Here is a 24,625-nt window from a genome sequence, read left to right as displayed (position 1 = left end):
TAATGACTTACTCTGACCCAGAATACTAATTAGGAGGGTAAAGATTACTGCAAGCCTTAATTAACCTTATTTAGGGTGCAATCTAAGCCCTAAGGGTAATCCTTCTAGTTTTCAGATGCATAAACGAATAAAATTTTTTGAGAGTCAGTGAGTTTGTGCAGTGCATCAAGGAGTAATGTGGATTTAGAAAACCCAGATCAATTAATAGAATTAAGTTACATCAGCAAGGCAACCCAAGATATGGGTTTGTCCAGTTTGATTCATCTATTTGATGTCTCCCTAAAGTGGAACGATGACCATGGCCTTACTGGCGTCCTCTTTTATGAAAACCAATTTTTCTCTCAAATTATTGAGGGTAGAAGATCTGACGTTCAGATGATATGGGAAAAAATTCAGAAAGATTACCGACATCATGTTGTCCGTCAGCTTGCTTTTAACGGCATTCAAGAGCGAGCCTTTCCGAATTGGGGTATTCGATTCTATGGCGGTGATTTGATCGCTAAAGATGTTCCCCATCTGACGGGCCTACTTGACGGTATTCCTGATCATGATGTTGAGCTATTGGCAGCGATGCGCTCCGTATCAGATGGAGCAAAAAAGCAATAAAAAAGGGAGCAGCAATCTGCCCCCTCTCTTTACTGCCCAACGCATGCTTTACTAATGCAATTTATAGACTCAGATCTGCATTCATTACTTTTGTCCATGCTGCAACAAAATCATCGACAAACTTTTTCAGATTGTCGTCCTGTGCATAGACCTCAGCATAGGATCTCAGTACCGAGTTAGACCCCAAAACAAGATCTACTCGCGTTGCTGTCCACTTGGCTTTTTCTGTCTTACGATCAACCAAGTCGTAACTATTTCGACCAGTCGGCTTCCACGTGTAGCCCATATCAGTCAGATTGACGAAAAAGTCATTGCTTAGAACGCCTTCCCGATCTGTGAGTACACCCTGTTTCGTGCCACCGTAGTTGGTGCCAAGGACCCGCATACCGCCGATCAAGACAACCATCTCTACCGCACTCAGACCCATCAATTGCGTACGATCGAGCAGTAACTCTTCGGGCGTAACAATATAGTGTTGCTTAAGCCAGTTGCGGTAACCATCTGCTAAGGGCTCTAACACTTCAAATGACTCAATGTCGGTCATTTCTGGTGTGGCATCCCCCCGTCCAGCTGTAAAGGGAATCTGCACAGAAAAGCCACCTGCTTTAGCGGCTTGCTCAATACTGATATTGCCCGCTAGAACAATGATGTCCGCAATACTTGCGCCAGTTTCTTTGGCGATAGTTTCATATACAGCTAAGACAGTAAAGAGTCGTTTAGGCTCATTGCCTTCCCAATCTTTTTGTGGCGCAAGACGAATGCGAGAGCCATTTGCTCCGCCACGCTTATCTGAATCTCGATAAGTACGAGCACTGTCCCAAGCAGTATTAATCATATCGACACTAGATAGACCTGCAGCCAAGATTTTGGTCTTCGTTGCTTGGATATCGTAGTGTGTATTTCCTGCGGGTACTGGATCCTGCCAAATTAAATCTTCCTGAGGAACATCTGGCCCAAAATACCTTGCCTTTGGACCCATATCACGATGAGTTAACTTAAACCAAGCCCGTGCAAAGGTCTCAGAGAAGTAGGCTTGGTCTTGGTAAAACCGTTCCGAGATCTTGCGATACTCCGGATCCATTTTCATGGCCATATCGGCATCGGTCATCATTGGGTTGCAACGAATCGTTGCATCCTCAACATCAACTGGCTTATCTTCTTCTTTGATGTTGATAGGCGTATATTGCCAAGCTCCCGCAGGACTCTTGGTGAGCTCCCACTCATAGTTAAGTAGTAAATGGAAGTAGCCGTTATCCCACTGTGTAGGGTGGGTTGTCCAGGCACCTTCGATGCCGCTAGAGACGGTGTCCCAGCCTTGTCCAATGAGGTATGAGCCTGAACGGCGCACGTATTTCCAACCAGAAATGAGCCTGAAGGGGTAGGTTTCAGGCCCAACTGCCATTGGCTTGATCATCCAAGGATGGTGATCAACATGGACGAGACAAAGCTGCGCACGATTGCGCAACTGCAGGAATTTCTGGATGCAACCCCAGAAGTCAAATTCACGCTCGCCGCAGGCGTTGGTGACGCCCAGCGCTACGAACACATCAGCCGCGTTCTCAAGCGCTTTGAGTACCGCCAGTGCGGCAAACATGATCGCGGCGTGGTACTGGCCTACCTGCGCCACACCAGCGGCTACAGTCGCCCTCAGATCACCCGCCTGGTAGCGCGCTGGCAGGAGAACCGCCTGGCACCTGTGCCCCTGGCCAAACGCTACCGCGCCCCTGCTGCCCCCTTCACCCGCAAGTACACAGCTGTCGATGTCGCACTGCTCGTGGAGGTAGATCGCGCCAATGAAGATGTCTGTGGCCCGGCCATCGCCCACCTATTGCGCCGGGCCTACACGGTATACGGCGACAAGGACTACGAGCGCCTGGCCGGTCTGTCGGTCGCGCACCTGTACAACCTGCGCAAAAGTGCTGGCTACCAAAAACTTCGCGTCAGCTTCACCAAGACCCGATCGGTGTGCAACTCCATTGGCGTGCGCAAGGCACCCAGGCCCAATGGACGTGCGGGCTGGGTACGCATTGACAGCGTCCACCAAGGTGATTTGGATGGCCTCAAAGGGGTCTACCACATCACCTGCGTGGACAGCGTCAGCCAGTGGCAAGTAGAGGCTTGTGTAGAGGGCATCAGTGAGGCATATTTACTGCCGATTCTGCAGGCGGTGATTGCGCAGTTCCCGTTTGAGATTGAAGGGTTCCACTCTGACAACGGCTCGGAGTACATCAACCACAAGGTGGCCAAAATGCTAGAAAAGTTGCGTATCGAGCAGACCAAATCACGTGCCCGTCAAAGTAACGACAACGCCTTGGCAGAGAGCAAGAATGCCAGTGTGGTCAGGAAGCATATGGGCTACAGCCACATTCCAAAGAAGTACGCAAAACCCATCAATGCGTTCTATGAAGGTGTGTTCAATTCGTGGCTCAATTTGCACCGTCCTTGCTTGTTTGCCACCGAGGTGGTGTGTGACAAAGGGAAGGTTAAAAAGGTCTACAAGAACAAAGATGCGAAGACGCCGCTGGAGCGATTGGTGCAACTAAACGACAGGGGTTTGGTCAAGTTCAAAGCGGGCATCACGCTTGAAGATTTGCTGGCTCGGGCCAAAGAAAGAACCGATCTGCAAGCGGCCCATGAGATGCAAAAGGCCAAGGCCGATTTGTTTGAGTTATTCAACAAGCCAAAGCGCAAACTGCAGACTTGAATCGACGCCGAGTCGACACAGATTCGACGCAAAGAAAAACAAGAACGAGTGTGAAAAAACATGCGCGGGGGGGGCCTCCGGCGGCCTGGCAGGGGCCTGCATGAATGCAAATTAGAAGACAAAACCAAGTCCCTTAAACTTCCAGTTTTAACCCGGTCAGGTCAAGAAGCAAAGGTCACCAACTCAAACCCGCTTCAGGCTCATACCTGGATTGGAAAATACTGTCCCTGCCAATGCCTCTAGTCTGATGATTCATCCAGCCAAGGCCTTGTTCATCAATATCAGCAGCCTCCGGTACAGGGCCTAAATTAGCAGTATCACCATTGCCATGTGATTTGCCGACAGTATGACCACCTGCAGTCAGGGCAACGGTTTCTTCATCATTCATTGCCATACGTAAGAAAGTAGTGCGGATATCTTGAGCCGTTTTTAAGGGGTCAGGGTTGCCATCAACACCTTCTGGGTTGACATAAATCAACCCCATCATAACTGCGGCTAATGGGTTTTCTAGATCGCGCTCGCCGCTATAGCGACTACCTGCACCACCACTTTTTTGTAACCATTCTTTTTCAGATCCCCAATAGACTTCTTTTTGTGGATGCCAAATATCCTCACGGCCAAATGAAAATCCGAATGTTTTCAGTCCCATAGATTCATAGGCAATGGTGCCAGCCAGAATCATTAAGTCTGCCCAACTAATGTGATTGCCATACTTCTTTTTGATAGGCCACAGCAGGCGACGGGCTTTATCTAGGTTGACGTTATCGGGCCAGGAGTTCAGTGGGGCAAAGCGTTGATTGCCTGTGCCTGCACCCCCGCGACCATCTGCAATGCGGTAGGTTCCAGCTGAATGCCATGCCATCCGGATCATGAGGCCTCCATAGTGACCCCAGTCTGCTGGCCACCAATCCTGGCTATCCAATAGCAATGCCTTCATATCCTTCTTGAGGGCATCGACATCTAATGTTTTTAACGCATCCCGATAGTCAAAAGAAGATCCCATGGGATTGGTTTTGGCATCTTGTTGATGCAATATATCCAAATTGAGTGACTTGGGCGGTAATCATCCCCTTTTTAACCTAAGCTAAAAGTAGAGGCTGGTACTGCAATTGCTAGTTTTTGTTTAGGAGTAATTCCTCCTAAACCCATATTGGGTCTTTCGTGATTGTAGGTCCACATCCAGTGGGTTGCAAAATCTTGTACTTCATCAATCGATTCAAAGAGGTATTGATTAAGCCAGTCATATCTCACCGTACGGTTATAGCGTTCAATATAGGCATTTTGTTGTGGCTTACCTGGTTGGATGTAACTCATCTCTATCTGATGTTTAGCAGCCCATACAGTCAGGATGTTTCCTACGAGTTCGGGGCCATTGTCACAACGTATTTTTAAGGGCTTGCCACGCCATTCAATGATTTGATCGAGTGACCGGATCACTCGTACTGCGGGCATGGAAAAATCAATATCAATGGCCAAGGCCTCTCGATTAAAGTCATCGATCACATTAAAAAGGCGGATGGTTCTGCCGTCGTGCAACTGATCATGCATAAAATCAATCGACCAAGTGTCATTAATGCCTTGGGGTACAGCTAGTGGTAAAGGCTTTTCCCGAACCAAGCGTTTATGGGGTTTGATGCGTAAATTGAGCTCTAGTTCCTTATAGATCCGATAAACCCGTTTGTGATTCCATTTAAATCCCTTCACGTTACGCAAGAACAGGTAGCAAAGACCAAAGCCCCAGTTACGTTGATTGTGAGTAAGACGAACCAGCCAATCGGCAATGAGGGCATTGTCAGTCGACAGCTTGGGGCTATAGTGATAGCAGGTCTGGCTAATGACAAAGGTGTCGCACGCTAAGCGGATGCTCATACGACCCTTTTTTACTTCTTGGCTGGCCATCTCGCGGCGGCGAGATGGCCGAGTTACTTTTTTTGCAGAACTTCCTTTAAGACATCCGCCTGGAGTTGGACTTCGGCGTACATCTTCTTTAGGCGGGCATTTTCAAGCTCTAACTCTTTAACGCGGGACATCATAGAAGCATCCATACCGCCGTATTTAGAGCGCCACTTATAGAAGCTAGCAACGCTAATATTGTGCTCACGGCACAGTTCTGGGGCTGGCACGCCAGATTCGGCTTGTTTGAGGATGGCCATGATTTGGCTATCGGTAAATCGGGAGGTCTTCATAGAATTTCCTTTAAATCAAACTACATAGAAATTCTACTTTTAAATCAAGTTAAGCTAGGGGATGATTACCGGGCCACCAGACGGGACTATCCCCTTGTTCGGTATTGGCCCCATGAGCGACTGGACACATTCCTTGTGACGACATATGAATCTCCTATTGATTGAACTGCTGTAGATTCATCATGCGCTTTAAGTGAACATAAGACTAACGATTTAAACAAATATCGGTTATCTAATAAAGCGATAGTGCTGATGCTGGTTCCATTGCTGGAGCCAGAGCTGCTATCTGTAGGCTAGCCATGGCATATTTAGTATTAAACGGTAGTTAATTTAATAAATGAAGTCAATAAGGTTAATGTGATTTAGCAGAAGCTGTAATTTTTTCAGTGTAAGCAATTGCTAGTGCTGAAAAAACAAACGTTAAGTGAATTAAAGTCTGCCACATTAAGGTTTTTTCATTATAGCTTGATGCGTTTATAAAAGTTTTCAATAAGTGAATAGATGAAATACCAATAATTGCAGTTGCCAACTTCACTTTTAGTACGCCAGCATTAACATGAGACAACCACTCTGGTTGATCGGGGTGATTTTCAAGCTCCAGGCGAGAGACAAACGTTTCCCATCCACCTACGATGACCATGACTAGTAAATTAGAAATCATGACTACATCAATTAATCCTAGTACCACCAACATAATTTCAGTTTCAGATGGCATCCTCTGAACCAAGAGTGAAATGAGGTGCACTAGCTCCACCCAAAACTGCCAAACATAGACTGCTTGAGCCACTACTAGCCCAATATATAGGGGGGCCTGTAACCAACGCGTCATGAAGATCCATTTTGGTAATGGTCTTAATTTTTTCTCTAAATTAGAAATGTCGACTGGCATAGCGTATTTATCCTAGAGGTAAATTTTTAGTATGAAGAAATATGTAATATATGAGTAATCTATGTCTACAAATATAAGTGGAATAGTAACCCAGCAGCATGACTCGGGTGCTCTATCTATCCTCATTGGCCAAAAGGTTGGCTGAGCTAGCTTTAAAGCGAGTCTTGAATAAAGAAAAAACCTCTTCTGTATTTCATCAGAAGAGGTTTTTGATTAAGTACAGTTTATTTTTTAGTAGGTGCTTTGGCAAAGCGTAAGTAAGGAAGCTTGATATCCAGCGCTCCAAATTGCTCTTTAGCTGCATCATCAGATAAGGCCAGGCCCACAATAACATCCTGGCCTACTTGCCAATTGGCTGGGGTGGCAATTGGTGCACCATCGGTAATTTGAATGGCATCTAAAGCGCGTAAGATTTCAGCAAAGTTACGACCTACTGCCATTGGATAAGAAATGGTGAGACGAATCTTTTTATCAGGCCCAATGATGAATACCGTTCGTACGGTCGCTGTGTGAGCTGGAGTTCTGCCGTCTGGGAGATAAGCTTCTGCTGGCAACATGTTGTACAGTTTGGCAACCTCTAGTGAGCGATCATCAATAATTGGAAAGTTGGCTGGTACACCAGCAGTGGCTTCAATATCTTTTTTCCATTTAAGGTGCTCTTCAACACTATCAACAGAAACACCCATCACCTTAGTGTTTCGTTTTTCAAATTCAGGGGAAAGCTGAGCTACAGCACTAAATTCTGTGGTGCATACGGGTGTGAAATCTTTGGGATGGGAAAATAAAATAGCGTAATGATTGCCAATCCATTCATGAAGACTTAACTTACCAGTTGTAGAGTCGGCAGTAAAGTCGGGTGCAACGTCGTTTATTCTCAGTGACATAATTTATTTTCCTAATGATGAATTGGTCATACTGTTATTGGGCTGCTCTTTTAATCGCATTCATTACTTTAGTCTTGATACGCTGATTGCAAACGACTTAAAAGTGATTCGCTTATATTCATTAGTAATATGAGTTTGTATAAGCCTGCATAAGTCATTACTGGCACCATGACCGTTACCGTAGGCCAGCAGATCTCTTTATTCAGCGAGACCGGTGACCAGAGCTACGTAAATGCTGAATTTTGAGGTACAAGATAGTGGCAGATAGCCCAAAGGTAATGATGTTAGCGACCAGGATTGGGCCACTGCCGATTCGAATGCCGTAAATAATCCACAAAATGATCCCGAATGTAAAAGCGGCATACATGCCAAGTGAGATGCCCGATAGATCACGGGTGGTAATTGAGCGATAAGTCTGCGGTATAAAGGCTGCGGTCGTAATGGTAGCCGCGATGAAGCCTAGGATGTTATCGAAATCCATTAGTGAACAATCACATTCTTGAGTTGGTCATCCTCAATAATTTCAGTGACCAGATCGAGTCGAATTCTGGGATTGCTTTGGGAGAGCAAATGATTTTTTTGGGCTAATGAGATTGGTAAGAGTTCCGCGAGCCGATTCGAGACCCAGCCGCAGTCATCCATCTTATAGGGCTCTTTAAAGGGGGTATCACCTAATAAATCCTCTTTCTTGATAACCGATATGATTTCTTCTAAGAGGGTGGCTACTTTCTGATGCTCTGGTGGTATTGCCATGAGGGGATCGTTATCCATCATCTCTACCTCGCCCATCCATAGACCATCTGCCTCTTGTTTGGCACTAATAAGCTTAAAGCGTTTGGTGCCAAAGGACTTGGTCATATACAAAGCGGGCTGAATGGGGTCAAAGTCTTCAATTTGAGCGAGGGTACCCATTTGAGAGAAGGCTGCTAACACGTTATCTGAGCTCAAATCATCTTCATTTACGATACTGATGACACCAAATTCTGTTTTTTCGCGAAGACAGCGTTTCATCATATCGAGATAGCGGGCTTCAAAAATTTTCAAGGCAATGATGCCATCTGGAAAGAGAATGGTACCCAGGGGGAATAGGGGAATTGTTTGCGTGTCAGCAATGGTATTAGTCATCGTTCAAATGTAACGGATTTAGGGGAGTTCTGCTGGCATAGCTCTAAAATAAGTGGATGTACGATTTTCCCTTGCCTGATCACCACTGCTACGGTCCTTCTCCAGATCCACTGCTTTTAGCTCAATGGCTGGAAGAATCCAATGCGCTGACATGTTCGATTCTGAAAAATCTGCAAGCCGGTCAAGAATTGGTCCCACAACTAGATATTGTGAATCCCCCCTATTGGGAATTTGGGCACCTTACCTGGTTCCATGAATTTTGGGTTCAGCGCAAGGGTAACGATCAATCCCCGTCTGCTTTGCAAAATGCTGATTATTGGTTTAATTCCTCAGATATTGCTCATGGCGATCGGTGGAGTATTGCAATGCCCTCTATTGATGCATTGCTGGAATTTAATGCGCAAGTCGTTTCGCGCACCCAATGCCTGTTGCAGCAGACCTTATCCGCAGAGGATCTGTACTTTATTCAGCTGGCAATCTTTCATCAAGATATGCACAATGAAGCATTCGCCTATATGTGGCAGACGCTAGGATATGCCGCTCCGTTTGAGTCCTTCAGTAAAAAAGAGGTCTCGCCATCCACATACAAATCCACACTCCCATCCAACACCTACATTACATTTGCAGAGACTACGGTCGTTGCAGGTTCAAGGCCGCATAGTGGCTTTATCTTTGATAATGAGAAGTGGGGGCATCCAGTAGTTGTACCTGCTTTTTCTATTGCACAGCAGGCCGTCAGTAATGCAGCTTACTTAGCGTTTCTTGAGTCAGATCAGAATCAATCAAAGATCAATCCCTCGATTCCCCTAGGGCATTGGAAAAAAGAAGGTGCAGTTTGGATGCAGCGTACTTTTAATCAGTGGAGTCCACTTAACCCTCATGAGCCAGTTCGCAACATCGCTTATGCCGATGCTGAGCAGTATTGTCAGTGGGCAGGTGTTCGTATGCCTACCGAGCATGAATTAAGCCTACTGCTGTCACAAGAGAGTCAGGCATGGCAGGCCTCTCATTTATGGGAATGGACTACCAGCGTATTTGCACCGTTTCCGGGCTTTACGGCAGATCCTTACGCGGATTATTCCCAGCCTTGGTTTGATGGTAGCTATCAAGTTCTTAAAGGCTGGAGTGCCTACACGCCTGAGCGTATGCGACGTCCAGCACTTCGTAATTTTTATAAACCTAGCCGCAGCGATCACTTTTGCGGCTTTCGTACGTGTTTGCTCTAAATTGAGTAAGCTACTTCCTTAATCAATCTCTCAATTAAATGAATATTTATGTCCTATAACGGTCGTCTTACCTCTTTATCTCACGGCGGTGGCTGTGGCTGCAAAATTGCGCCTGGCGTTCTCAGTGATATTCTGAAAGCTTCACCAATCCGCAATATCCCTGCTGCTTTACTAGCTGGTTCTGACAATAACGAAGATGCAGCTGTTTATCAGATTAATGAGAACCAGGCGATTGTGGCGACTACCGACTTTTTTATGCCAATCGTTGATGATCCGTTTGAGTTTGGTCGGATTGCAGCAACCAATGCCATTTCAGATATTTATGCCATGGGCGCTCAGCCCTTATTTGCGCTTGCCTTATTGGGCATGCCTATCAATGTTTTACCCCTTGAGGTAATTCAGCAGATTACGGCAGGCGGAGAGTCTGTGTGTAATGACGCCGGCATCATGATTGCGGGTGGTCACTCCATTGATACGGTCGAGCCTATTTATGGCTTAGTAGCGATTGGCGTGGTGGACCCCAAAAAACTCAAACGTAATAGCGGCGCCCAATTAGGTGACAGTATTATTTTGAGTAAGCCATTAGGGGTTGGCATTTTGTCTGCTGGATTAAAGCAAGAAAAACTTTCAGATGCCGGTTATCAAGAGATGATTGCGTTAACAACAAAGCTCAATAAACCAGGTGTGGCATTGGCTCAGCTCGATAGCGTGCATGCCTTAACGGATGTGACCGGCTTTGGCTTAGCTGGACACCTTCTCGAGCTAGCAAGAGGCGCTAAATTAGAGGCGCAGCTGGAATGGAATGCCATTCCGGTAGTGGCAGAGGCAGTCAAATTAGTTCAGGCAGATATTTATACAGGGGCGTCTACTCGTAATTGGATTGGATTTGGAGCTGAGGTGAAGCTAGCTCAGCATATCGCACTATGGCAACAGAACGTCTTGACGGATCCCCAGACCAGCGGTGGATTGTTGATTTCTTGTGCGCCAGAAGCAGAAGCAGAAGTGCTATCTATTTTGCAGGCTGGTGGATTTAATAGTGCGAAAAAGATTGGCCAGTTCATTTCGGGATCTGGGGTCTCGGTCGCGTAATTTTTTAGTTTTTTACTTTTATTTAAATTTTTTAGAAATTGGAAATTGATATGAAAACGATTCTTCGATGTGCTGCCGCTTGTTTTATTTTTGGTGTAATGGGTTTACAGGCAAACGCCCAAAATGTTTTGCGAATCTCTGCTATTCCGGATGAGGCGCCAACAGAACTACAGCGCAAATTTAAGCCTTTGGGTGATTATCTAGCAGCAGAGACTGGGATGAAGGTGGAGTTCACTCCTGTGACTGACTACGCCGCTGTTGTCGAGTCTTTGGCAACTAAAAAAATTGATATGGCTTGGCTTGGTGGCTTTACTTATGTTCAGACAAAAATCAGAACAAATGGAACAGCATTACCGATTATCCAACGCGTAGAAGATGAAAAATTCAGAAGTGTGTTCATCGTCCCAGCTGACAGCACTGTCAAGACTTTGCCTGAGCTTAAGGGAAGTACTATTGCTTTTGGTTCGCCATCATCGACCTCTGGCCACCTAATGCCACGCTATTTCCTAATGCAAGCTGGTGTTAACCCAGATAAAGATTTTAAGAATATTGCTTTCTCAGGTGCACACGATGCAACCGTAGCGTTTGTGGCTAGTGGCAAAGCAGATGTTGGCGCATTGAACATCTCTGTTTGGGATAAATTGCTAGAGTCAAAAAATCCCAATGCGTTGAAAGTAAAGGTGCTTTCTACAACGCCAACTTATTTTGATTACAACTGGACTGTTCGCGGAGATCTGGATCCTGCACTGGTCAAAAAAATTAGCAATGCATTCTTAAAATTAGAAGCCAGCAATCCTAGTTATAAAGAGTTAATGGACTTACAGCGTGCGACTAAGTATGTGACTACCAAGTCTTCAAACTATGACGATATTGAAAAAGCTGCGCGCTCTGCTGGTTTAATTAAATAACTCCAGTGAGCTTAGTAAGTAATTCAGAAAAAGTTAAATAAGCAAATGGATTTTTCAGTACAGCAACTCAGTTTTCAGCATACAAATGGCGTCCAGGCTCTCAAGAGCATCACTCTTTCGGCTAAAGCTGGGGAGTGCATTGCCGTTATTGGGGCATCGGGCTCGGGTAAGACATCTTTACTCAATATCTTAGCCACTGCTTTAAAGCCAACTGGGGGCTCTGTAGCGCTCGATGGGAAGAATCCATGGGGCTTGTCAATTGGTGAACTCAAGCGACTGCGTTCACGCATTGGCTTAGTTCATCAGGCTCCACCCATTCCATCACGTCAGCGTGTGATAACGGCGATTTTGGCGGGTCGTCTCGGTCAATGGCCGCTATGGAAATCCATCGTTTCCCTGATCTATCCCTTCGATATCGCTGGTGCCCGTGCGTGCCTAGAGCGATTAGATTTGTCGGATCGGTTATTTGAGCGGTGTGATTGTTTATCAGGCGGCCAATTGCAAAGGGTAGGGGTGGCAAGAGCCTTATATCAAGGACCTGATCTGCTCTTGGCGGATGAGCCAATATCCGCTATGGATCCTGTTCTATCGGATCTCATTATTAGTGAGCTGATGAATGAGGCCAAGGAGAGAAAGATTACTCTAGTGGCTAGTTTGCATGCTGTAGATATAGCACTGCGTTGGTTTCCTCGCATCATTGGTATCCGCAATGGTGAGATTGCCTTTGATCTTCCTGCTGAGAAAGTAACTCAAGACTTACTCAAAGAACTGTATTCCTCTGAAATGGGGATGCTTCCGATGCAAAATCACCCCGCCATTACTTAAAGAGCCCGCATTATGGCGATCACAGTAACTCGCTCTTTCCTGGGCACTCTAGATCCTGCTGCCCCCTATCGCTTTTTGGGCATAGCCGTAGGAATCTGCTTGCTGTGGCCCATGTTGCAGTTGGCGCAGTTCAATCCCTTGTTGCTACTGGACCCTAATAATATTCGCGTGTTCGGTGATTTTCTAATTCAATTCTTTCCACCCAATCTACGGGTAGATTTTTTAGAATTAGTGTTGACGGCAACGATCCAAACCTTAGCAATGGCGACAGCAGGTATCGCTTTAGCGTTAGTGATAGCGGCGCCTTTAGGATTGATTATTTCTTATAGCCTATCCATTTCTAGAATTGGCCCTGCCTCGCATCATCCTCTTGCGCAAGGTGTTCGCTGGTTTGCGCGCTTTTTGATGTTGGTGTTGCGGGGAATTCCGGAGATTGTTTGGGCTTTGTTGTTAGTGAGAATTTTTGGACTAGGCCCCATTGCTGGGGTATTAGCTATTGCGATTACTTATGGCGGTATGTTGGCTAAGGTCTATTCTGAGATTTTAGAGTCAGGCAATACTTTGCCAGCAAGGGCGATCTTATTGGCTGGTGGGGGTCGCTTAGTGGCGTTCTTTTATGGAATGTTGCCAGGCTGTGCGCAGGAATTAGCTTCTTACACAGTTTATCGTTGGGAGTGTGCCGTCAGGGCCTCTGTCATTATGGGTTTTGTAGGAGCAGGCGGTCTTGGGCAGTTGATGGATCAGTCGATGAAGATGCTGAACGGTGGCGAGGTCTCCACTATCCTGATAGTTTTTCTGGGTCTTGTCCTGTTGGCTGACTACATAAGCTTGTTTATTCGAAAGCAGCTCGAATGAAGATGCAGGTCAATAGTGAAACGATGAAAACAGCCATCCATTCAATTGGTGCTAAGCCTGCCCGTCAGTATTGCATCCGATGCCTGATTACCTTGGCTCTTATCTTGGGTTTAACGGTACTAAGTTTTATGTATCTCTCGCTTAATCCGGCTGCTTTATTTACCAGTGAAGCATTGAGTAGCCTATTTGAATTTGTAGGGCGTTTTTTCCCGCCAGACCTTAGTGATGATTTCTTAAAGAAGATTGGGGCGGGTTTTTTAGAAACGATTGCTATTTCTGCCTTAGCCACCCTGACCGCTGCTGTGCTCAGTATCGGCCTAGCATTGCCAGTGGCAGGGCGCTTTGGGTTGCCTGCTAAAGTTGTCGCTCGTTTTATGTGTAATTTCTTGCGCTCTGTACCGGAATTAGTTTGGGCAGTCTTGATGGTATTGGCAGTAGGACTTGGTCCATTTGCTGGAACACTTGCCCTGACTTTGCATACTACTGGGGTGCTTGGGCGTTTATTTGGTGAGACTTTAGAGAATTATCCGCCCGCTGCCAGTAATGCATTAACCCTTAGCGGCGCAGGACCCATAGATGCTTTCTTGTACGCTACTTTCCCGGGCATAGCACCACAACTACTGTCCTATAGTCTTTATCGTTGGGAAATGAATATCCGTATGGCGACGATTTTAGGGTTTGTTGGGGCGGGTGGTTTAGGGCAAATGCTGTTCTACGAATTATCTTTGCTACGTGAACCACAAGCCTCTACGGTAATTATTGCTATGTTGCTGCTAGTTTTTTTAGTGGACGCTATCAGCAATCGATTGCGCCGAATACAAATGCATAACTTAGGTTAATAAATCATGACTCTAGCTTCAGACACTACTCAAGAAATTATCTCCGGACTACAAGCAAGTACGCCATCGATTTCTCCTAAGTTTTTTTATGACGACATTGGCTCTCGGTTGTTTGAGGTGATTACCTTATTAGATGAGTATTACCCAAGCCGTACTGAGAAGTCCATTATGGAGGCCAATAGTCAGGCAATTGCGCTTGCCGTTGGTCGGTGCGACGTGCTGCTAGACCTCGGCGCAGGAAATTGCGCTAAAGCTAGCGCGTTATTTGATTCGATCAAGCCAAAACAGTATCGGGCGCTCGATATTTCTAAAGCGTTTTTAGAGTCTGCAGTAGCGGATTTGCAAAAACGGTTTCCAATGATTGAGATGCAGGCACAGGCCTTTGACTTAATTCAGCCTTTGGATTTTCCGGATCTCATCAATCAGCGTAAAACATTCTTTTATCCAGGGTCGTCTATTGGTAATTTTGACACTGAGGGCGCAAAACGATTTTTTGAGAATATCACTAAGGTATGTCAAGGTGCTGGCGGTCTATTAATTGGTGTAGATCTGATTAAAGATCGGGAGGTACTGCATCGCGCTTATAACGACTCTCTTGGGGTGACCTCAGCCTTTAATCTCAATGCGTTGCTTCACATTAATCGATTAATTAATACCAACTTTGATGTACGTGATTGGGAGCACCACGCTATCTTTAATGAATCTCTCTCGCGCATTGAGATGTACTTACGAGCCGTACGTGATGTCCAGGTATCTTGGCCTAGTGGGAAGCAGTTATTTCAGAAGGGCGAGCTGATTCATACGGAAAATAGCTATAAATATACGATTGCCGGTTTTACACAGATGCTCTTGGACGCAGGCTTTAAGACTGTGCAGACTTGGACTGATCCAAACTCACACTTTTTGGTGTGTTATGCCAGTGCCGAGTAAGACGGAATTGACCAAGGATTGGATAGAGCGCATCTCAAAAGCAGGCTTTATTAAGCTTTGGCGTGCATGAATTTGTTTTTCTAGAGATTGATAAAACCGAGGCTCAGTTTCAGCTCGATGAAGCAAGGCGGCCAAAGCTTTCTCATCACCCACACGGAAGTAAGCAGAATAAAAATCGCCTAGTAGCCCCCGATTTCCAGGAATGTCAGAGGCAATTACCGGCACCCCAATGGCAATCGCTTCGGATACAACATGAGCACCCCCCTCCATGAGGCTGGTAATTACCATGAGATGACTACGCGCTAGTTTTTGCAATGCTTGGGCATGACTCATTTCGTCTAACCATTCATAACGGGGGAGCTTGGCTTGATATCTGATTGCCATCTGACGCATATCCGAGCTCATCGCCTTACCTAAGTGCTGAACGCGGATAACACTCTCAGAGGGAAGCTCTACAAGACAGCGTGCGGTGCAAAAAGGATCCTTCTCTGGGCGAAGATGACCGATAACACTGACCAGAAAATGCCGCTTTAAGAGCGGCTTACGCGCAATTGCCTTCACTGATTGATAAATGACATGCACTTTTTGCTGCAATGCTTTGGGGATGATTTCCATAGCGGCTGATTGGAGTAATACGATCTTATCTGCTAGCTGCATCGAGAGTAGTACCTCAGGATGTTGTTTGATGTCTCGATAAAGGTCAGTCCCCGTCATCATCAAAATGACAGGCTTATGGGGGTAGATTTTCTTAAAGCGCAAAATGGAGTCATGGCTTCGATAAGCATGTAGTGCGATGAGAAGGTCGGTATCGCCTTGAGCCCACGACTCCGATATTCGTGATGAGTAGCCTAATTGCTTTAAAAATCTATCCCAGCGCTGGGCAGTAATGCGATTGCCATGTAGGCTGCCTACCGGAGCAGGAGTCACGATATTAATTTTGAACTTGATCTTAGCTTTAGTCTTGTTCCGGATAGAGGGGAGTTTGCTAGCCATTAATGCTATCTTACCTATCCCTAGCCAACTTGTCTTTGATGAAGTGTAGAAGTGAGCTCAAACACTCTAGATTTAGCAATGGTACGTAAGCTTTTCTGAATCAGCTTGTAGATATCCAGATCAAACTCAGGTTCACCAGATTCTAATAATTCTGCAATTTCTTCTTCATTCATGGCGGTACCTAAATAGCACCAGTGATCAATGATATGAACCACATTCCCCTCTTGGATGCCAATTGGTCCCTGATAAGTCCAGTGGGCTACCTTGAATTTCTCAAGAACCGTAGCAAGTTTAATGTTGTGTATTTCATATGATTCTTTGGCAATACAGGCACCTTGGCATTTTTTTACTTGATACCCAAAGCAGGGTTGATCTTTTGTAAGCTTTTCAAGGCCTAGCAGGCCAAGGCATAAGTGATTTCGCTCAGCTATCGAACTGAGCATTATTTTTGCCTCACGCCGACTGTAAAAAAGTCCAAAAAGGTTATCTTGTCTTCCGGGCTTCAGTTGATGGTGGGTTACCAACTCTGGAATGAGGACACCAGCAGAATTGGTAGTTAATTGCCAGGCACATAAATCCTTGGATCTTCTTAACTTGACATTCAGCGTGGGCAATCGCTCCTTGATGAGCTTGGATTCTAGTAACAGAGCACCAATTTCACCGGCTGTCTCGATCCAGTCAATGTCCCTTACTTGCATGGCTAAGTTCATTTCTTTTCGTTTAGAAAGGGCGCTTTGAAAATGGCTCAATACGCGGGTACGAATCGAAATACTTTTGCCAATATAGATTGGCATTTTATTTTCACCGTAAAAAATATAGACCCCAGGTTTTTCAGGTAATAGATTCATGAGATCTGGATCAATATGGCTAGGTAGGCTTGAGTTTCCCAATAAAGATTGAGCGGCACCGTAGAGCTCTTCTGAGCCTAGCTTGCTGATACAGCAATTCCAAAATTGCAGTAATAAATCAGCATCTCCTAGGGCGCGGTGACGACTGCTCACTTTCAGTTGATGAGCCTGGATTAAGGTATCTAGGTTATGTCTTACTTGATTTGGAAAAAGCTTACGTGACAGCTTGACGGTACACAGTACTTTGGGTTTGAAGTCAATCCCCACGCGCTTGAAGGATGCCTTTAAGAATCCATAATCAAAGCGGGCATTGTGAGCAACAAAAATCTTCCCCTCTAATTTTTTAGATAATGCGCGACTGATTTCTTCAAAGTTTGGAGCATTGGCCACCATATCAGGCCGGATACCGGTAAGCGCTTGAATATTGCTTGGAATAAATGTCTCTGGGTTTATGAGTTGCTCCCAAACATCTACTTCACCGTTGTGTAGTGTGACGATTCCAACTTCTGTGATGCGATCCCGCTCAAAATTAGACCCGGTTGTTTCTATATCAACAAAAGCAATTTCTGGAAAATCGTCTGATGGGGTTTTCATTATTAGAAAAGGGCGCTGACATACGCCTTAAGAATACATTCGATTCACAGCCTTAGCTAGATGAAAGCCGCTCATCCATGCCCCCTCTACTGTGGACGTTCTTAACCAGTCTCCACAAAGTGCGAGTTGATTTTGTGCATCTAAACCATAGTTTGAATGGCTTTCATTTTCTAATTTAGCGTAACGCCATAGGTGCGTTTGATACAAGTCACATTCAGCACCTGTTAAATTTTGGAAAGCCTCTATCAATAAAGGCTCTACTTCATAGTGGCTGAGTTCGAGATGCTCTTCAGACCAAGCGGGATTGGCCTGGGCCACCCAAGTTTCGTATCTTGAGCGTTCTGGTTTTGTATTGTCTCTAGCGATCCAAGAGAAAATATGGTCGTTAATAAAAGCACCATCAAAATCAAGCGTTAAAGGATTTTTAAGGTAGGCCAAAAAAGTCCAGCAGGGCAGCATCTTGACTTCACTGCACATCGTTTGGAGGTTCTGTGAGTTTTTCGCAACGAGGTTCTTCGCTTGGGCTGGAGGAATAGCGCAGATCATAAAATCAAACTGATGAGCTAGTGCACCAGATTCTTTTGAGGAAACTTCCCAATAACCATCTGTCTTGGTAATTTCTGTAATAGTCTGAGAAAGTTCAAGCGCTACATTTTTCGCTAGATACTTAGCGGGGGAAGTCATTTCTGGTACGCCAACAAATCTTTTTTTGGCGGGATCCGAGTCTATAGTCTCACCATGGGTGTAGCTGACGATCTTACCTAACCAAGGACTGGCAACTCCAGCCTGAATCCACTGCTGCACCTCTTCAGAAAAAAGAGGATCTTTTGCAGTGAAGTATTGAGCTCCGTGATCGGCGCCCCATTTTTCGTAATTCCGGTGGCTCATGCGTCCACCTACCCCATGACTTTTATCGAAGATGACTACTTCATGTCCTGCTAGTGTGAGTTGATGGGCGCAAGAGAGTCCTGCGATACCAGCACCGATAATGCCGATTTTGAGAGATTTCATTGAAAGGGATAATTCATTAAATTGAGCTATATGTTAATCCCTTTAGGCCTAATCTGCTTGGCACGGGAGTCTGTATGCCTCTAAAGGGAGGGGAGTTTGTAGCTGCAAGATTTTCAAGAAAAGATTATATTGATGTTTCGCAGTGCTATCAATACTTAGGTGCTAAAAATATGATCCGATTTCTTGTCCTTACTCTCGCAATGCTATCTACGCCTGTCTTCGCAGACCTGCCTTCAGACTTGGCGCAAGCCTGTCAAAGAGAGCAAGTGAAAGCCCATAGCAATCTAAACAAATCCCTTGTGGAAAAGGATTTTCAGCCATATTGCACATGTGTAGTTAAAGCAGTTTCCGATAAGCTCAGTAATCGTCAGTTAAATGAACTGAAGATGCATGGCTGGGATAGCAAATCGAGCTGGTTTAAAAGTGCTCAACAGTCAGCCGAAAAAGCGTGCATGGTTGATGATGCCAAAATGAAAGCTTAGGAAATATCATGAGTTCAAATTTATTGAGTTTGTATATCGTCGCTGGAATGCTAGGCATCATGTTATTTTTTACTGTTGCTGTTGCGCCTACGGTATTCAAGGTGCTGCCTCAAGAATGGTCAAGTAAATATGTCAGGGCTTTTTTCCCAAAATACTATATTTTCTTAGGCCTTTTTAGTTTGTTGTCTGCCTATTTGATTGAGGGGAATGTAAATACCCTTCTTTTGATTTTGTGCACAGTTTTATTTTTATTCACACTGTTAATATTGATGCCTGCCATTAATCGTGCCACTGACTCAGGTAATAAGAAATACTTTGGACTCCTTCATGGCCTGAGTGTGTTGGTTAATTTGATTCAGTTTGGTATTTTTGTTTACGTATTGCTCTACGAGTAAAAATCAGACCTAGCGGCACTGATTTTTTCTGCCAAGATTAACTTTTCCCATCAATTCTTCTACGGCTGTGCGCTGCCACACCATCCTTTAAAGCCATTCGGACTGGTTTAGCAATCATGGCGACCGCAGCATTGATGGCTATTCTTTGCAGTACTGAAGGTTTTTTCCGCTCAATAAACGCAAAGGCCCAATCAGGGAGATTGGCAAAGCCTGCCTCGGTAATGAGCTTAACAAACGGTTTAGTAGGTAAGCTTGTCGGAAAGTGGTCTAGTAGCTGAACGATACTCCTAGCTCTCTCCCCGTAATGAAGCTCTGACCTGTATTGGCGAATGAGATGCAGTGTTTCTATTTTTGTCTTTGGTAAACCAGGTGCGCCCAATTTATTGGCTAATAAAGTCATCTCATCAAAATATTGATCCTCTTGGCGCGTACTGATATTGTTATTTTTATGTGTCAGGTAGGAGCTTAAAAAACTACTGGTTTCAGTACTATGTACCCAGGCTAATAGGTGGGGGTCGGTTGCGCTATAGAACTTTCCAAACTCGTCTACGCCCTGGACCTTCTGATGAATCAGATTGACCTTGGCGATGATGTTTTCAGCCATCGATACCGATCCGTATGTTGTGGCGGCGATAAAGAATGCAGTTCGACCTAGGCGTCCCTTGAGATCCTCTCTAAAGGTAGAGTGATCCCAGACTCCACCAAGAGCTCCTGGGTGCAAGGCCTGCAAAATTAAGGAACTAATACCGCCAATCATCATGGACATAAAATCTGCATGAATTTCCCAGGACATGGATTCCGGGCCAAATAGACCTCGGTCACCTACTGGCTCTAAAAAAGCTACCGGTGGACCCTTGCTGCCCCCAACCATTTCACGAATGGCTTTGCGGATGGATTCTTCAATCATGGTTGACATAGCAATAGTAGTTAAATAAACCGCAGTTTAGGCGGGAATGCGTTTTATTGTTTGCTCCGACTGAAGTCCCCGCCCGAACCTGAGGCCTCAATGAGTCAAGCATGCTATCGTGACCCTTTACCCCAATCAAGGATCAAGATTATGAATACATTGGACGCAATTCGCGCAAGACGGGCAGTTAAGCACTATGACCCGGCATTTACAATTCCCAAGGAAGAGCTGGAGCAGTTAATTGACCTAGCGATGCAATCCCCTTCGTCTTTCAATATCCAGCACTGGAGGCTAGTTAATGTCACAGATCCTGCAATTAGAACGCAATTGCGTGCAGCGGCCCATGATCAAGCTCAAGTAACAGATAGCTCTTTATTATTTGTTGTCTGTACTGATTTAAAGGCTTGGGAAAAAGACCCACAACGATATTGGGTGAATGCACCTAAGGAGGCGCAAGATATATTGGTGCCTTGGATTAATCCATTTTATGCAGGTAATGAGCAACTTCAGCGTGATGAGGCAATGCGTTCTGTAGGTATATTGCTGCAAACGATGATGTTATCTGCAAAAGCAATGGGATATGACTCTTGTCCAATGATTGGATTTGACTCTGATAAGGTAGGGCAAATCATCAAGCTACCAAAAGACTATGCCGTGGGCGCAATGCTCGTCATTGGCAAGGGAATTAAGTCTGCATGGCCTAAGCCAGGATTTATTTCCAAGGCTGAAATGGTGATAGAAAATCATTTCTAATTTAAGGTATTGAGAAAAAATAGCTGATCTCGGTCAGCTATTTTCTTATATTTTTTTATTTATATTTTTCTGTGTTGGCCGTAAAATCATTTTATGAAATGGCTTTTATCCCTTCTAGTCTTGATCCACTTTTCGGCCTTTGCCCAATCGACCACTAGTTCTTTTGACGTGGATGTTGATGTATCAAGGGTAGGTAAAAATTTGAAAGTGCAGGCATCGTATCGTTTGCCTATTTCATTATGTGCCGCTTATCAATTTTTGACTGACTATGATGGCGCTAGAAATATCCCGGGCATTATTGAGTCTAAGGTAATTTCTAGGGCGAGAGGTAAAGTCCAGGTGGAGAGGCTAATCCAGGAGAGAATCCTCTTTATTCCTATTAATATGCGATCGGTAGTTGAGTACTCAGAGTTACCAAATCGCGGTTTAGATTTTGAGCAAACTAGCGGCGATAATAATTTATATAAAGGGACATGGCGCCTCACAGATGAAGGAAAGAAGATTCTCTTTCAATATCAAAGCTTAGTTGAGCCTAACTCTGTGATGCCAAATATTGTGATCGAGTACTTCATTGAAAATAGCATTCAGTCACGCTTCGAAAAAATGGCAGAAAATGCCTATCAATTTGGACAAAAGCCTACCCTGGCCTGCAAGTAGATTTTTAGGGCAGGACTGCCATCCACTGATCATCGATCTTGGCAAGCTCAACGCGAGATAGTAAGTGCGCCTCTTCCCAATAGCGTCCAGACTCAACAAAGTAGCCTAATTTTTCTTCAGAGTCTAATGCGGCTTGTATGCGTTGCTGATCAAGTTGATCTTGAAGATTTTTGAGGTGTTGATTAAAGCCCTGCTCAGTAAGAACCTGTAGTTGATCGACCGACATGCGAGGAAACATCAGCCTTGAAGTGGGTTGATCACTCAGGTTGACACAAAGACATTGCTGCCCCGCTGCTAAGGCTAGCAGTCGGATCGATTTAGCTTCTAGTGATTGCAAGGTCACATCATCTCTTAACGGGTCGGGCGCGCCATTTCCATAAAAATGCGTTTGACTACCGTCACTTGGGTAAATCATATCGCAGCCAATGAAGGCCATTACATCTGGTTTAAGGGCCCCTAAGACCCAATAGGCCGCTGTATAGGCCATCGTTCCACCGGCATAGATAAAGCCGCCATAGGTATTTTGGGTGGGCACGAAGTCTTTAGCAACAATCAGGCGCTGGCTTGCTTGAATGGTCGTTGGAGCATTCTCCGATGGAAAGTCTTCAGGAAATACTAAATAATCCCAGTCCGATCGAATGCGCCATGCATTATTGATAGCGGCAATAGTGTGTGTTGACTTATCCCATAGGGTGGAGCGTGAGGCATCTGGTGCACTGCCTATGACGATCACGATGTTTGGTTTTTTTTGGGAGATCATTGGTGTTAACTCAGGTATGTCATTCCATTTTAAGTCACCCTCTGGTCCTATAAGCCTATTTTTATGAGCTGACAGTATGTAGATGGATTTCTATTGTTATGATTTGAGGTATACCAACGTAGTATTTATAACGGCAAAAAGAGCGCCAAGGGTCAATAATATGCATCCCAGATTTTATAGTTACGAACCCAAAAATGGTCACGGCTTGGCGCATGATCCTTTTAATGCCATTGTGGGCCCAAGACCGATAGGTTGGATTTCGACAAAAAGTAATGCAGGAATTCTCAATCTAGCCCCATATAGTTTTTTTAATGCCTTTAATTATGTTCCACCAATTATTGGTTTTTCTAGTATTGGCCACAAAGATAGCTTAAGAAACATTGAAGAAAATGGCGAGTTTGTTTGGAATTTAGTCACCAAGTCTTTGGCCGAACAAATGAATACGACTTGCGTCAGCGTGGGCCCTGACGTGAATGAATTTGAATTAGCGGGCCTAGAAGCTGTGGCCTCGACTATTGTATCGGTCCCTAGGGTGGCATTAAGTCCTGTGAGCTTTGAATGTAGGGCAACACAAATTGTTCAACTCGAAGGTCTAGACAAGCAAAAAGTACAAAGCTGGCTGATATTGGGGGAGGTGCTCAATATTCATATTGATGAAGTGTTTTTAGAGGGTGGTATCTATGACACTGCTAGTGCTGGTCATATCTTAAGAGGGGGTGGTCCAGCGGATTACTTCACCGTAGGCCAAGAGCAGCTATTTAAAATGACTAGACCTAAATCGATCTAAATATGACTGCTGATCTTAAAATAGATGTTGTTTCGGATATTGCCTGTCCTTGGTGTGCGGTTGGCATTGGCAATCTAATGCAAGCCATCAACGCGCTGGGAATTCGAGAGCAGATTAATCTGGAGTTTCAGCCTTTTGAATTAAACCCCTCCATGCCAGTTGGAGGCCAGGATGCGATTGAGCATTTGACGCAAAAATACGGAATGGATGAGGCGCAAGTAAAAGCTAATCAGGCGAACATTCGCACTAGAGCAAAAACTGCTGGGTATGATTTTCATCCAGAGGGGCGTAAGCGTGTTTACAACACCTTTAACTGTCATCGATTGCTGTACTGGGCATTGCTTGAGATTGGTGCTGGTGCTCAGTATCATTTGAAGCATCAATTACTCAAGGCATATTTTGAGGATGCTAGCGATATGGATGAGATTGATACATTGCTTAATGCGGTGGACCGGGCCGGGTTGAACCGGGTGGCAGCACAAGAGATTATTCAGGGCAATCGATACGTTGATGAAGTGAAGGCCCTTGAGCGTGAATATACTCAGGCTGGTATTTCAGCGGTGCCAGCAGTAATTTTCAATAATCAATTGTTGATTTCAGGGGCACAGTCTGTCGAGTCATATCAAAATGCGATAGAAAAAATACTGAGCGACTCAGCACAATCCTTATGAAAACAGCCGCTCAAAATAAACCATTATTTGAGGGCTTTAGTCCAAAGGCGTTTACCTTCTTAGAAGCGTTGACAGATAAGCAAAACCGTCTTTGGTTTAATGAGCACCGCTCTGAGTATGAGGATTATGTGCGTGATCCTCTTCGGGAATTTACAGTGATGCTTTCTGATCTCCTGAGGACTAAAGACATTCCTCTATGGGGCGACCCCAAAAGATCTTTATTTCGAATTAATCGTGACGCACGTTTTTCTAAAGCTAAGCATCCATACAACATGCATGCCAGCGGCTTATTTAGTATCACGGGCGATAAACATGCGCCTGGTGTTTTATATTTTCGCTTAGATCCATTAGGCAGTAGGGTGGCAGCGGGGTATATGCAACCTGAGCCACATGTCCTTAAAAAGCTTCGCATGGGAATTCTTGATAACCCTAAAGCTTGGCTTCTCTTGGAAAAATCGCTTAACAAAAAAGGGTATGTGCTTGACTACTCCGATGCCTTGGCAAGGGTGCCAAGGGGATTTGTAGATGTGCCTGCCGAGATAGAGCATGCTATCAAACTGAAAAGCTGGATTATTCGCAAACCACTTTCAAAAAAGGTAGTGTGCTCAACGGAATTAATTCAAGAGACAGCTATTTTTGCTAAAGATCTGTTGCCACTGCTGAGTTTTGGTTGGCATGCTTTGAGTAAATTTTCCGAGTGA

The 24,625-nt window shown here is 45.0% G+C and carries 27 protein-coding genes and 1 pseudogene; 16 read left to right on the top strand and 12 right to left on the bottom strand.

The features are described from left to right. Positions 1-177: 177 nt before the first annotated feature. Positions 178-606, top strand: coding sequence for a BLUF domain-containing protein (locus QUD86_RS07145; protein ID WP_286296245.1), 429 nt, complete (start codon positions 178-180; stop codon positions 604-606). A 61-nt stretch (positions 607-667) separates the two neighbouring features. Here QUD86_RS07145 and QUD86_RS07140 read toward each other — a convergent pair whose 3' ends face one another. Continuing rightward, positions 668-2,020, bottom strand: a complete 1,353-nt coding sequence (locus QUD86_RS07140; protein WP_286296244.1) for a peroxidase family protein — start codon at positions 2,018-2,020, stop codon at positions 668-670. Between the two features lie 6 nt (positions 2,021-2,026). Between QUD86_RS07140 and QUD86_RS07135 the strand changes: the two genes are divergently transcribed. Beyond that, positions 2,027-3,310: a DDE-type integrase/transposase/recombinase gene (locus tag QUD86_RS07135; RefSeq protein ID WP_286295794.1), complete on the top strand. Its 1,284-nt coding sequence runs from the start codon at positions 2,027-2,029 to the stop codon at positions 3,308-3,310. A 217-nt stretch (positions 3,311-3,527) separates the two neighbouring features. Here QUD86_RS07135 and QUD86_RS07130 read toward each other — a convergent pair. From QUD86_RS07130 to QUD86_RS07105, 6 genes and pseudogenes are all read right to left on the bottom strand, one after another. Further along, positions 3,528-4,367: pseudogene (locus tag QUD86_RS07130) on the bottom strand (peroxidase family protein); the annotation flags it as partial. 17 nt (positions 4,368-4,384) lie between these two features. Then, positions 4,385-5,496 (bottom strand): IS3 family transposase gene (locus tag QUD86_RS07125; protein WP_286296203.1). Its coding sequence is split into 2 segments (ribosomal slippage): positions 4,385-5,247 and positions 5,247-5,496, totalling 1,113 coding nucleotides; the frame shifts between segments, so codons are not numbered across the junction. Positions 5,497-5,848: 352 nt separating this feature from the next. Beyond that, positions 5,849-6,385 carry a TIGR00645 family protein gene (locus QUD86_RS07120; RefSeq protein ID WP_286296242.1) on the bottom strand — a complete coding sequence of 179 codons (537 nt, stop codon included), beginning with the start codon at positions 6,383-6,385 and terminating at the stop codon, positions 5,849-5,851. A gap of 224 nt (positions 6,386-6,609) precedes the next feature. Next, positions 6,610-7,269, bottom strand: a complete 660-nt coding sequence (locus QUD86_RS07115) for a peroxiredoxin (protein ID WP_286296240.1) — start codon at positions 7,267-7,269, stop codon at positions 6,610-6,612. Between the two features lie 202 nt (positions 7,270-7,471). Then, positions 7,472-7,750: a SemiSWEET transporter gene (locus tag QUD86_RS07110; protein ID WP_286296239.1), complete on the bottom strand. Its 279-nt coding sequence runs from the start codon at positions 7,748-7,750 to the stop codon at positions 7,472-7,474. Then, positions 7,750-8,394 (bottom strand): LON peptidase substrate-binding domain-containing protein, encoded by a 645-nt coding sequence (locus QUD86_RS07105; protein WP_286296237.1) that lies wholly within the window; start codon positions 8,392-8,394, stop codon positions 7,750-7,752. Before QUD86_RS07105 ends, QUD86_RS07110 begins: the two co-directional genes overlap by 1 nt. A 56-nt stretch (positions 8,395-8,450) precedes the next feature. On the opposite strand from QUD86_RS07105, the gene QUD86_RS07100 reads away from it, so the two are divergent. Genes QUD86_RS07100 through egtD form a run of 7 tightly spaced genes read left to right on the top strand, consistent with a single transcriptional unit; the run spans position 8,451 to position 15,066 of the window. Next, the gene (locus QUD86_RS07100) at positions 8,451-9,620 is read left to right on the top strand and encodes an SUMF1/EgtB/PvdO family nonheme iron enzyme (protein ID WP_286296236.1); all 1,170 of its coding nucleotides are present in this window, start codon (positions 8,451-8,453) and stop codon (positions 9,618-9,620) included. Between the two features lie 48 nt (positions 9,621-9,668). Beyond that, entirely contained in the window at positions 9,669-10,709 is a 1,041-nt protein-coding gene (gene selD / locus QUD86_RS07095; protein ID WP_286296235.1) for a selenide, water dikinase SelD, read from the top strand. A gap of 50 nt (positions 10,710-10,759) precedes the next feature. Then, positions 10,760-11,617 (top strand): putative selenate ABC transporter substrate-binding protein, encoded by an 858-nt coding sequence (locus tag QUD86_RS07090; RefSeq protein ID WP_286296234.1) that lies wholly within the window; start codon positions 10,760-10,762, stop codon positions 11,615-11,617. 45 nt (positions 11,618-11,662) lie between these two features. Next, on the top strand, positions 11,663-12,442 hold the full coding sequence (locus QUD86_RS07085; RefSeq protein ID WP_286296233.1) for a phosphonate ABC transporter ATP-binding protein: 780 nt from the start codon (positions 11,663-11,665) through the stop codon (positions 12,440-12,442). A gap of 12 nt (positions 12,443-12,454) precedes the next feature. After that, positions 12,455-13,297, top strand: coding sequence for a PhnE/PtxC family ABC transporter permease (locus QUD86_RS07080; protein WP_286296232.1), 843 nt, complete (start codon positions 12,455-12,457; stop codon positions 13,295-13,297). Positions 13,298-13,320: 23 nt separating this feature from the next. Further along, positions 13,321-14,136: a phosphonate ABC transporter, permease protein PhnE gene (phnE, locus tag QUD86_RS07075; protein ID WP_286296231.1), complete on the top strand. Its 816-nt coding sequence runs from the start codon at positions 13,321-13,323 to the stop codon at positions 14,134-14,136. 6 nt (positions 14,137-14,142) lie between these two features. Further along, entirely contained in the window at positions 14,143-15,066 is a 924-nt protein-coding gene (gene egtD / locus QUD86_RS07070; protein ID WP_286296229.1) for an L-histidine N(alpha)-methyltransferase, read from the top strand. Here egtD and senB read toward each other — a convergent pair. Genes senB through QUD86_RS07055 form a run of 3 tightly spaced genes read right to left on the bottom strand, consistent with a single transcriptional unit; the run spans position 15,031 to position 18,512 of the window. After that, the gene (gene senB / locus QUD86_RS07065) at positions 15,031-16,059 is read right to left on the bottom strand and encodes a selenoneine biosynthesis selenosugar synthase SenB (RefSeq protein WP_286296227.1); all 1,029 of its coding nucleotides are present in this window, start codon (positions 16,057-16,059) and stop codon (positions 15,031-15,033) included. The genes egtD and senB overlap by 36 nt on opposite strands. A gap of 20 nt (positions 16,060-16,079) precedes the next feature. Continuing rightward, the gene (locus QUD86_RS07060) at positions 16,080-17,501 is read right to left on the bottom strand and encodes an exonuclease domain-containing protein (RefSeq protein WP_286296224.1); all 1,422 of its coding nucleotides are present in this window, start codon (positions 17,499-17,501) and stop codon (positions 16,080-16,082) included. A 27-nt stretch (positions 17,502-17,528) separates the two neighbouring features. Continuing rightward, complete coding sequence (locus QUD86_RS07055) at positions 17,529-18,512, bottom strand: NAD(P)/FAD-dependent oxidoreductase (RefSeq protein WP_286296222.1); 984 nt, start codon at positions 18,510-18,512, stop codon at positions 17,529-17,531. A gap of 170 nt (positions 18,513-18,682) precedes the next feature. Between QUD86_RS07055 and QUD86_RS07050 the strand changes: the two genes are divergently transcribed. Together QUD86_RS07050 and QUD86_RS07045 are read left to right on the top strand one after the other, a co-directional pair. Then, complete coding sequence (locus QUD86_RS07050; RefSeq protein ID WP_286296221.1) at positions 18,683-18,994, top strand: hypothetical protein; 312 nt, start codon at positions 18,683-18,685, stop codon at positions 18,992-18,994. 8 nt (positions 18,995-19,002) lie between these two features. Further along, positions 19,003-19,389, top strand: a complete 387-nt coding sequence (locus QUD86_RS07045) for a DUF4149 domain-containing protein (protein WP_286296219.1) — start codon at positions 19,003-19,005, stop codon at positions 19,387-19,389. Positions 19,390-19,426: 37 nt separating this feature from the next. Here the strand turns inward: QUD86_RS07045 and QUD86_RS07040 are convergent, their stop codons facing one another. Continuing rightward, positions 19,427-20,305, bottom strand: a complete 879-nt coding sequence (locus QUD86_RS07040) for an oxygenase MpaB family protein (protein WP_286296217.1) — start codon at positions 20,303-20,305, stop codon at positions 19,427-19,429. A gap of 141 nt (positions 20,306-20,446) precedes the next feature. On the opposite strand from QUD86_RS07040, the gene QUD86_RS07035 reads away from it, so the two are divergent. Together QUD86_RS07035 and QUD86_RS07030 are read left to right on the top strand one after the other, a co-directional pair. After that, entirely contained in the window at positions 20,447-21,049 is a 603-nt protein-coding gene (locus tag QUD86_RS07035) for a nitroreductase family protein (protein ID WP_286296215.1), read from the top strand. Between the two features lie 93 nt (positions 21,050-21,142). Next, complete coding sequence (locus QUD86_RS07030) at positions 21,143-21,706, top strand: SRPBCC family protein (protein ID WP_286296214.1); 564 nt, start codon at positions 21,143-21,145, stop codon at positions 21,704-21,706. A gap of 4 nt (positions 21,707-21,710) precedes the next feature. Here the strand turns inward: QUD86_RS07030 and QUD86_RS07025 are convergent, their stop codons facing one another. Then, on the bottom strand, positions 21,711-22,466 hold the full coding sequence (locus QUD86_RS07025; RefSeq protein ID WP_286296213.1) for a hypothetical protein: 756 nt from the start codon (positions 22,464-22,466) through the stop codon (positions 21,711-21,713). 160 nt (positions 22,467-22,626) lie between these two features. On the opposite strand from QUD86_RS07025, the gene QUD86_RS07020 reads away from it, so the two are divergent. Genes QUD86_RS07020 through QUD86_RS07010 form a run of 3 tightly spaced genes read left to right on the top strand, consistent with a single transcriptional unit; the run spans position 22,627 to position 24,625 of the window. Continuing rightward, entirely contained in the window at positions 22,627-23,253 is a 627-nt protein-coding gene (locus tag QUD86_RS07020; protein WP_286296212.1) for a flavin reductase family protein, read from the top strand. Between the two features lie 2 nt (positions 23,254-23,255). Next, positions 23,256-23,924 carry a DsbA family oxidoreductase gene (locus QUD86_RS07015; RefSeq protein WP_286296210.1) on the top strand — a complete coding sequence of 223 codons (669 nt, stop codon included), beginning with the start codon at positions 23,256-23,258 and terminating at the stop codon, positions 23,922-23,924. Then, complete coding sequence (locus tag QUD86_RS07010; RefSeq protein ID WP_286296209.1) at positions 23,921-24,625, top strand: DUF2461 domain-containing protein; 705 nt, start codon at positions 23,921-23,923, stop codon at positions 24,623-24,625. Before QUD86_RS07015 ends, QUD86_RS07010 begins: the two co-directional genes overlap by 4 nt.

This window comes from Polynucleobacter sp. TUM22923 (assembly GCF_030295705.1).
GTDB lineage: Bacteria > Pseudomonadota > Gammaproteobacteria > Burkholderiales > Burkholderiaceae > Polynucleobacter.
The sequence above is the reverse complement of the archived record's forward strand: the minus strand, read 5'-3'. Positions and strand labels throughout refer to the sequence as shown.

Bases quoted from the DNA above. Each gene is read 5' to 3' on its own strand.
- QUD86_RS07120 (WP_286296242.1), bottom strand. From the start codon at position 6,385: ATGCCAGTCGACATTTCTAATTTAGAGAAAAAATTAAGACCATTACCA.
- QUD86_RS07055 (WP_286296222.1), bottom strand. From the start codon at position 18,512: ATGAAATCTCTCAAAATCGGCATTATCGGTGCTGGTATCGCAGGACTC.
- QUD86_RS07040 (WP_286296217.1), bottom strand. From the start codon at position 20,305: ATGTCAACCATGATTGAAGAATCCATCCGCAAAGCCATTCGTGAAATG.
- senB (WP_286296227.1), bottom strand. From the start codon at position 16,059: ATGGCTAGCAAACTCCCCTCTATCCGGAACAAGACTAAAGCTAAGATC.
- QUD86_RS07020 (WP_286296212.1), top strand. From the start codon at position 22,627: ATGCATCCCAGATTTTATAGTTACGAACCCAAAAATGGTCACGGCTTG.
- selD (WP_286296235.1), top strand. From the start codon at position 9,669: ATGTCCTATAACGGTCGTCTTACCTCTTTATCTCACGGCGGTGGCTGT.
- QUD86_RS07090 (WP_286296234.1), top strand. From the start codon at position 10,760: ATGAAAACGATTCTTCGATGTGCTGCCGCTTGTTTTATTTTTGGTGTA.
- QUD86_RS07135 (WP_286295794.1), top strand. From the start codon at position 2,027: ATGGTGATCAACATGGACGAGACAAAGCTGCGCACGATTGCGCAACTG.
- QUD86_RS07015 (WP_286296210.1), top strand. From the start codon at position 23,256: ATGACTGCTGATCTTAAAATAGATGTTGTTTCGGATATTGCCTGTCCT.
- QUD86_RS07080 (WP_286296232.1), top strand. From the start codon at position 12,455: ATGGCGATCACAGTAACTCGCTCTTTCCTGGGCACTCTAGATCCTGCT.
- egtD (WP_286296229.1), top strand. From the start codon at position 14,143: ATGACTCTAGCTTCAGACACTACTCAAGAAATTATCTCCGGACTACAA.
- QUD86_RS07030 (WP_286296214.1), top strand. From the start codon at position 21,143: ATGAAATGGCTTTTATCCCTTCTAGTCTTGATCCACTTTTCGGCCTTT.
- QUD86_RS07060 (WP_286296224.1), bottom strand. From the start codon at position 17,501: ATGAAAACCCCATCAGACGATTTTCCAGAAATTGCTTTTGTTGATATA.
- phnE (WP_286296231.1), top strand. From the start codon at position 13,321: ATGAAAACAGCCATCCATTCAATTGGTGCTAAGCCTGCCCGTCAGTAT.
- QUD86_RS07115 (WP_286296240.1), bottom strand. From the start codon at position 7,269: ATGTCACTGAGAATAAACGACGTTGCACCCGACTTTACTGCCGACTCT.
- QUD86_RS07025 (WP_286296213.1), bottom strand. From the start codon at position 22,466: ATGATCTCCCAAAAAAAACCAAACATCGTGATCGTCATAGGCAGTGCA.
- QUD86_RS07010 (WP_286296209.1), top strand. From the start codon at position 23,921: ATGAAAACAGCCGCTCAAAATAAACCATTATTTGAGGGCTTTAGTCCA.
- QUD86_RS07085 (WP_286296233.1), top strand. From the start codon at position 11,663: ATGGATTTTTCAGTACAGCAACTCAGTTTTCAGCATACAAATGGCGTC.
- QUD86_RS07140 (WP_286296244.1), bottom strand. From the start codon at position 2,020: ATGATCAAGCCAATGGCAGTTGGGCCTGAAACCTACCCCTTCAGGCTC.
- QUD86_RS07045 (WP_286296219.1), top strand. From the start codon at position 19,003: ATGAGTTCAAATTTATTGAGTTTGTATATCGTCGCTGGAATGCTAGGC.
- QUD86_RS07035 (WP_286296215.1), top strand. From the start codon at position 20,447: ATGAATACATTGGACGCAATTCGCGCAAGACGGGCAGTTAAGCACTAT.
- QUD86_RS07050 (WP_286296221.1), top strand. From the start codon at position 18,683: ATGATCCGATTTCTTGTCCTTACTCTCGCAATGCTATCTACGCCTGTC.
- QUD86_RS07105 (WP_286296237.1), bottom strand. From the start codon at position 8,394: ATGACTAATACCATTGCTGACACGCAAACAATTCCCCTATTCCCCCTG.
- QUD86_RS07100 (WP_286296236.1), top strand. From the start codon at position 8,451: ATGTACGATTTTCCCTTGCCTGATCACCACTGCTACGGTCCTTCTCCA.
- QUD86_RS07110 (WP_286296239.1), bottom strand. From the start codon at position 7,750: ATGGATTTCGATAACATCCTAGGCTTCATCGCGGCTACCATTACGACC.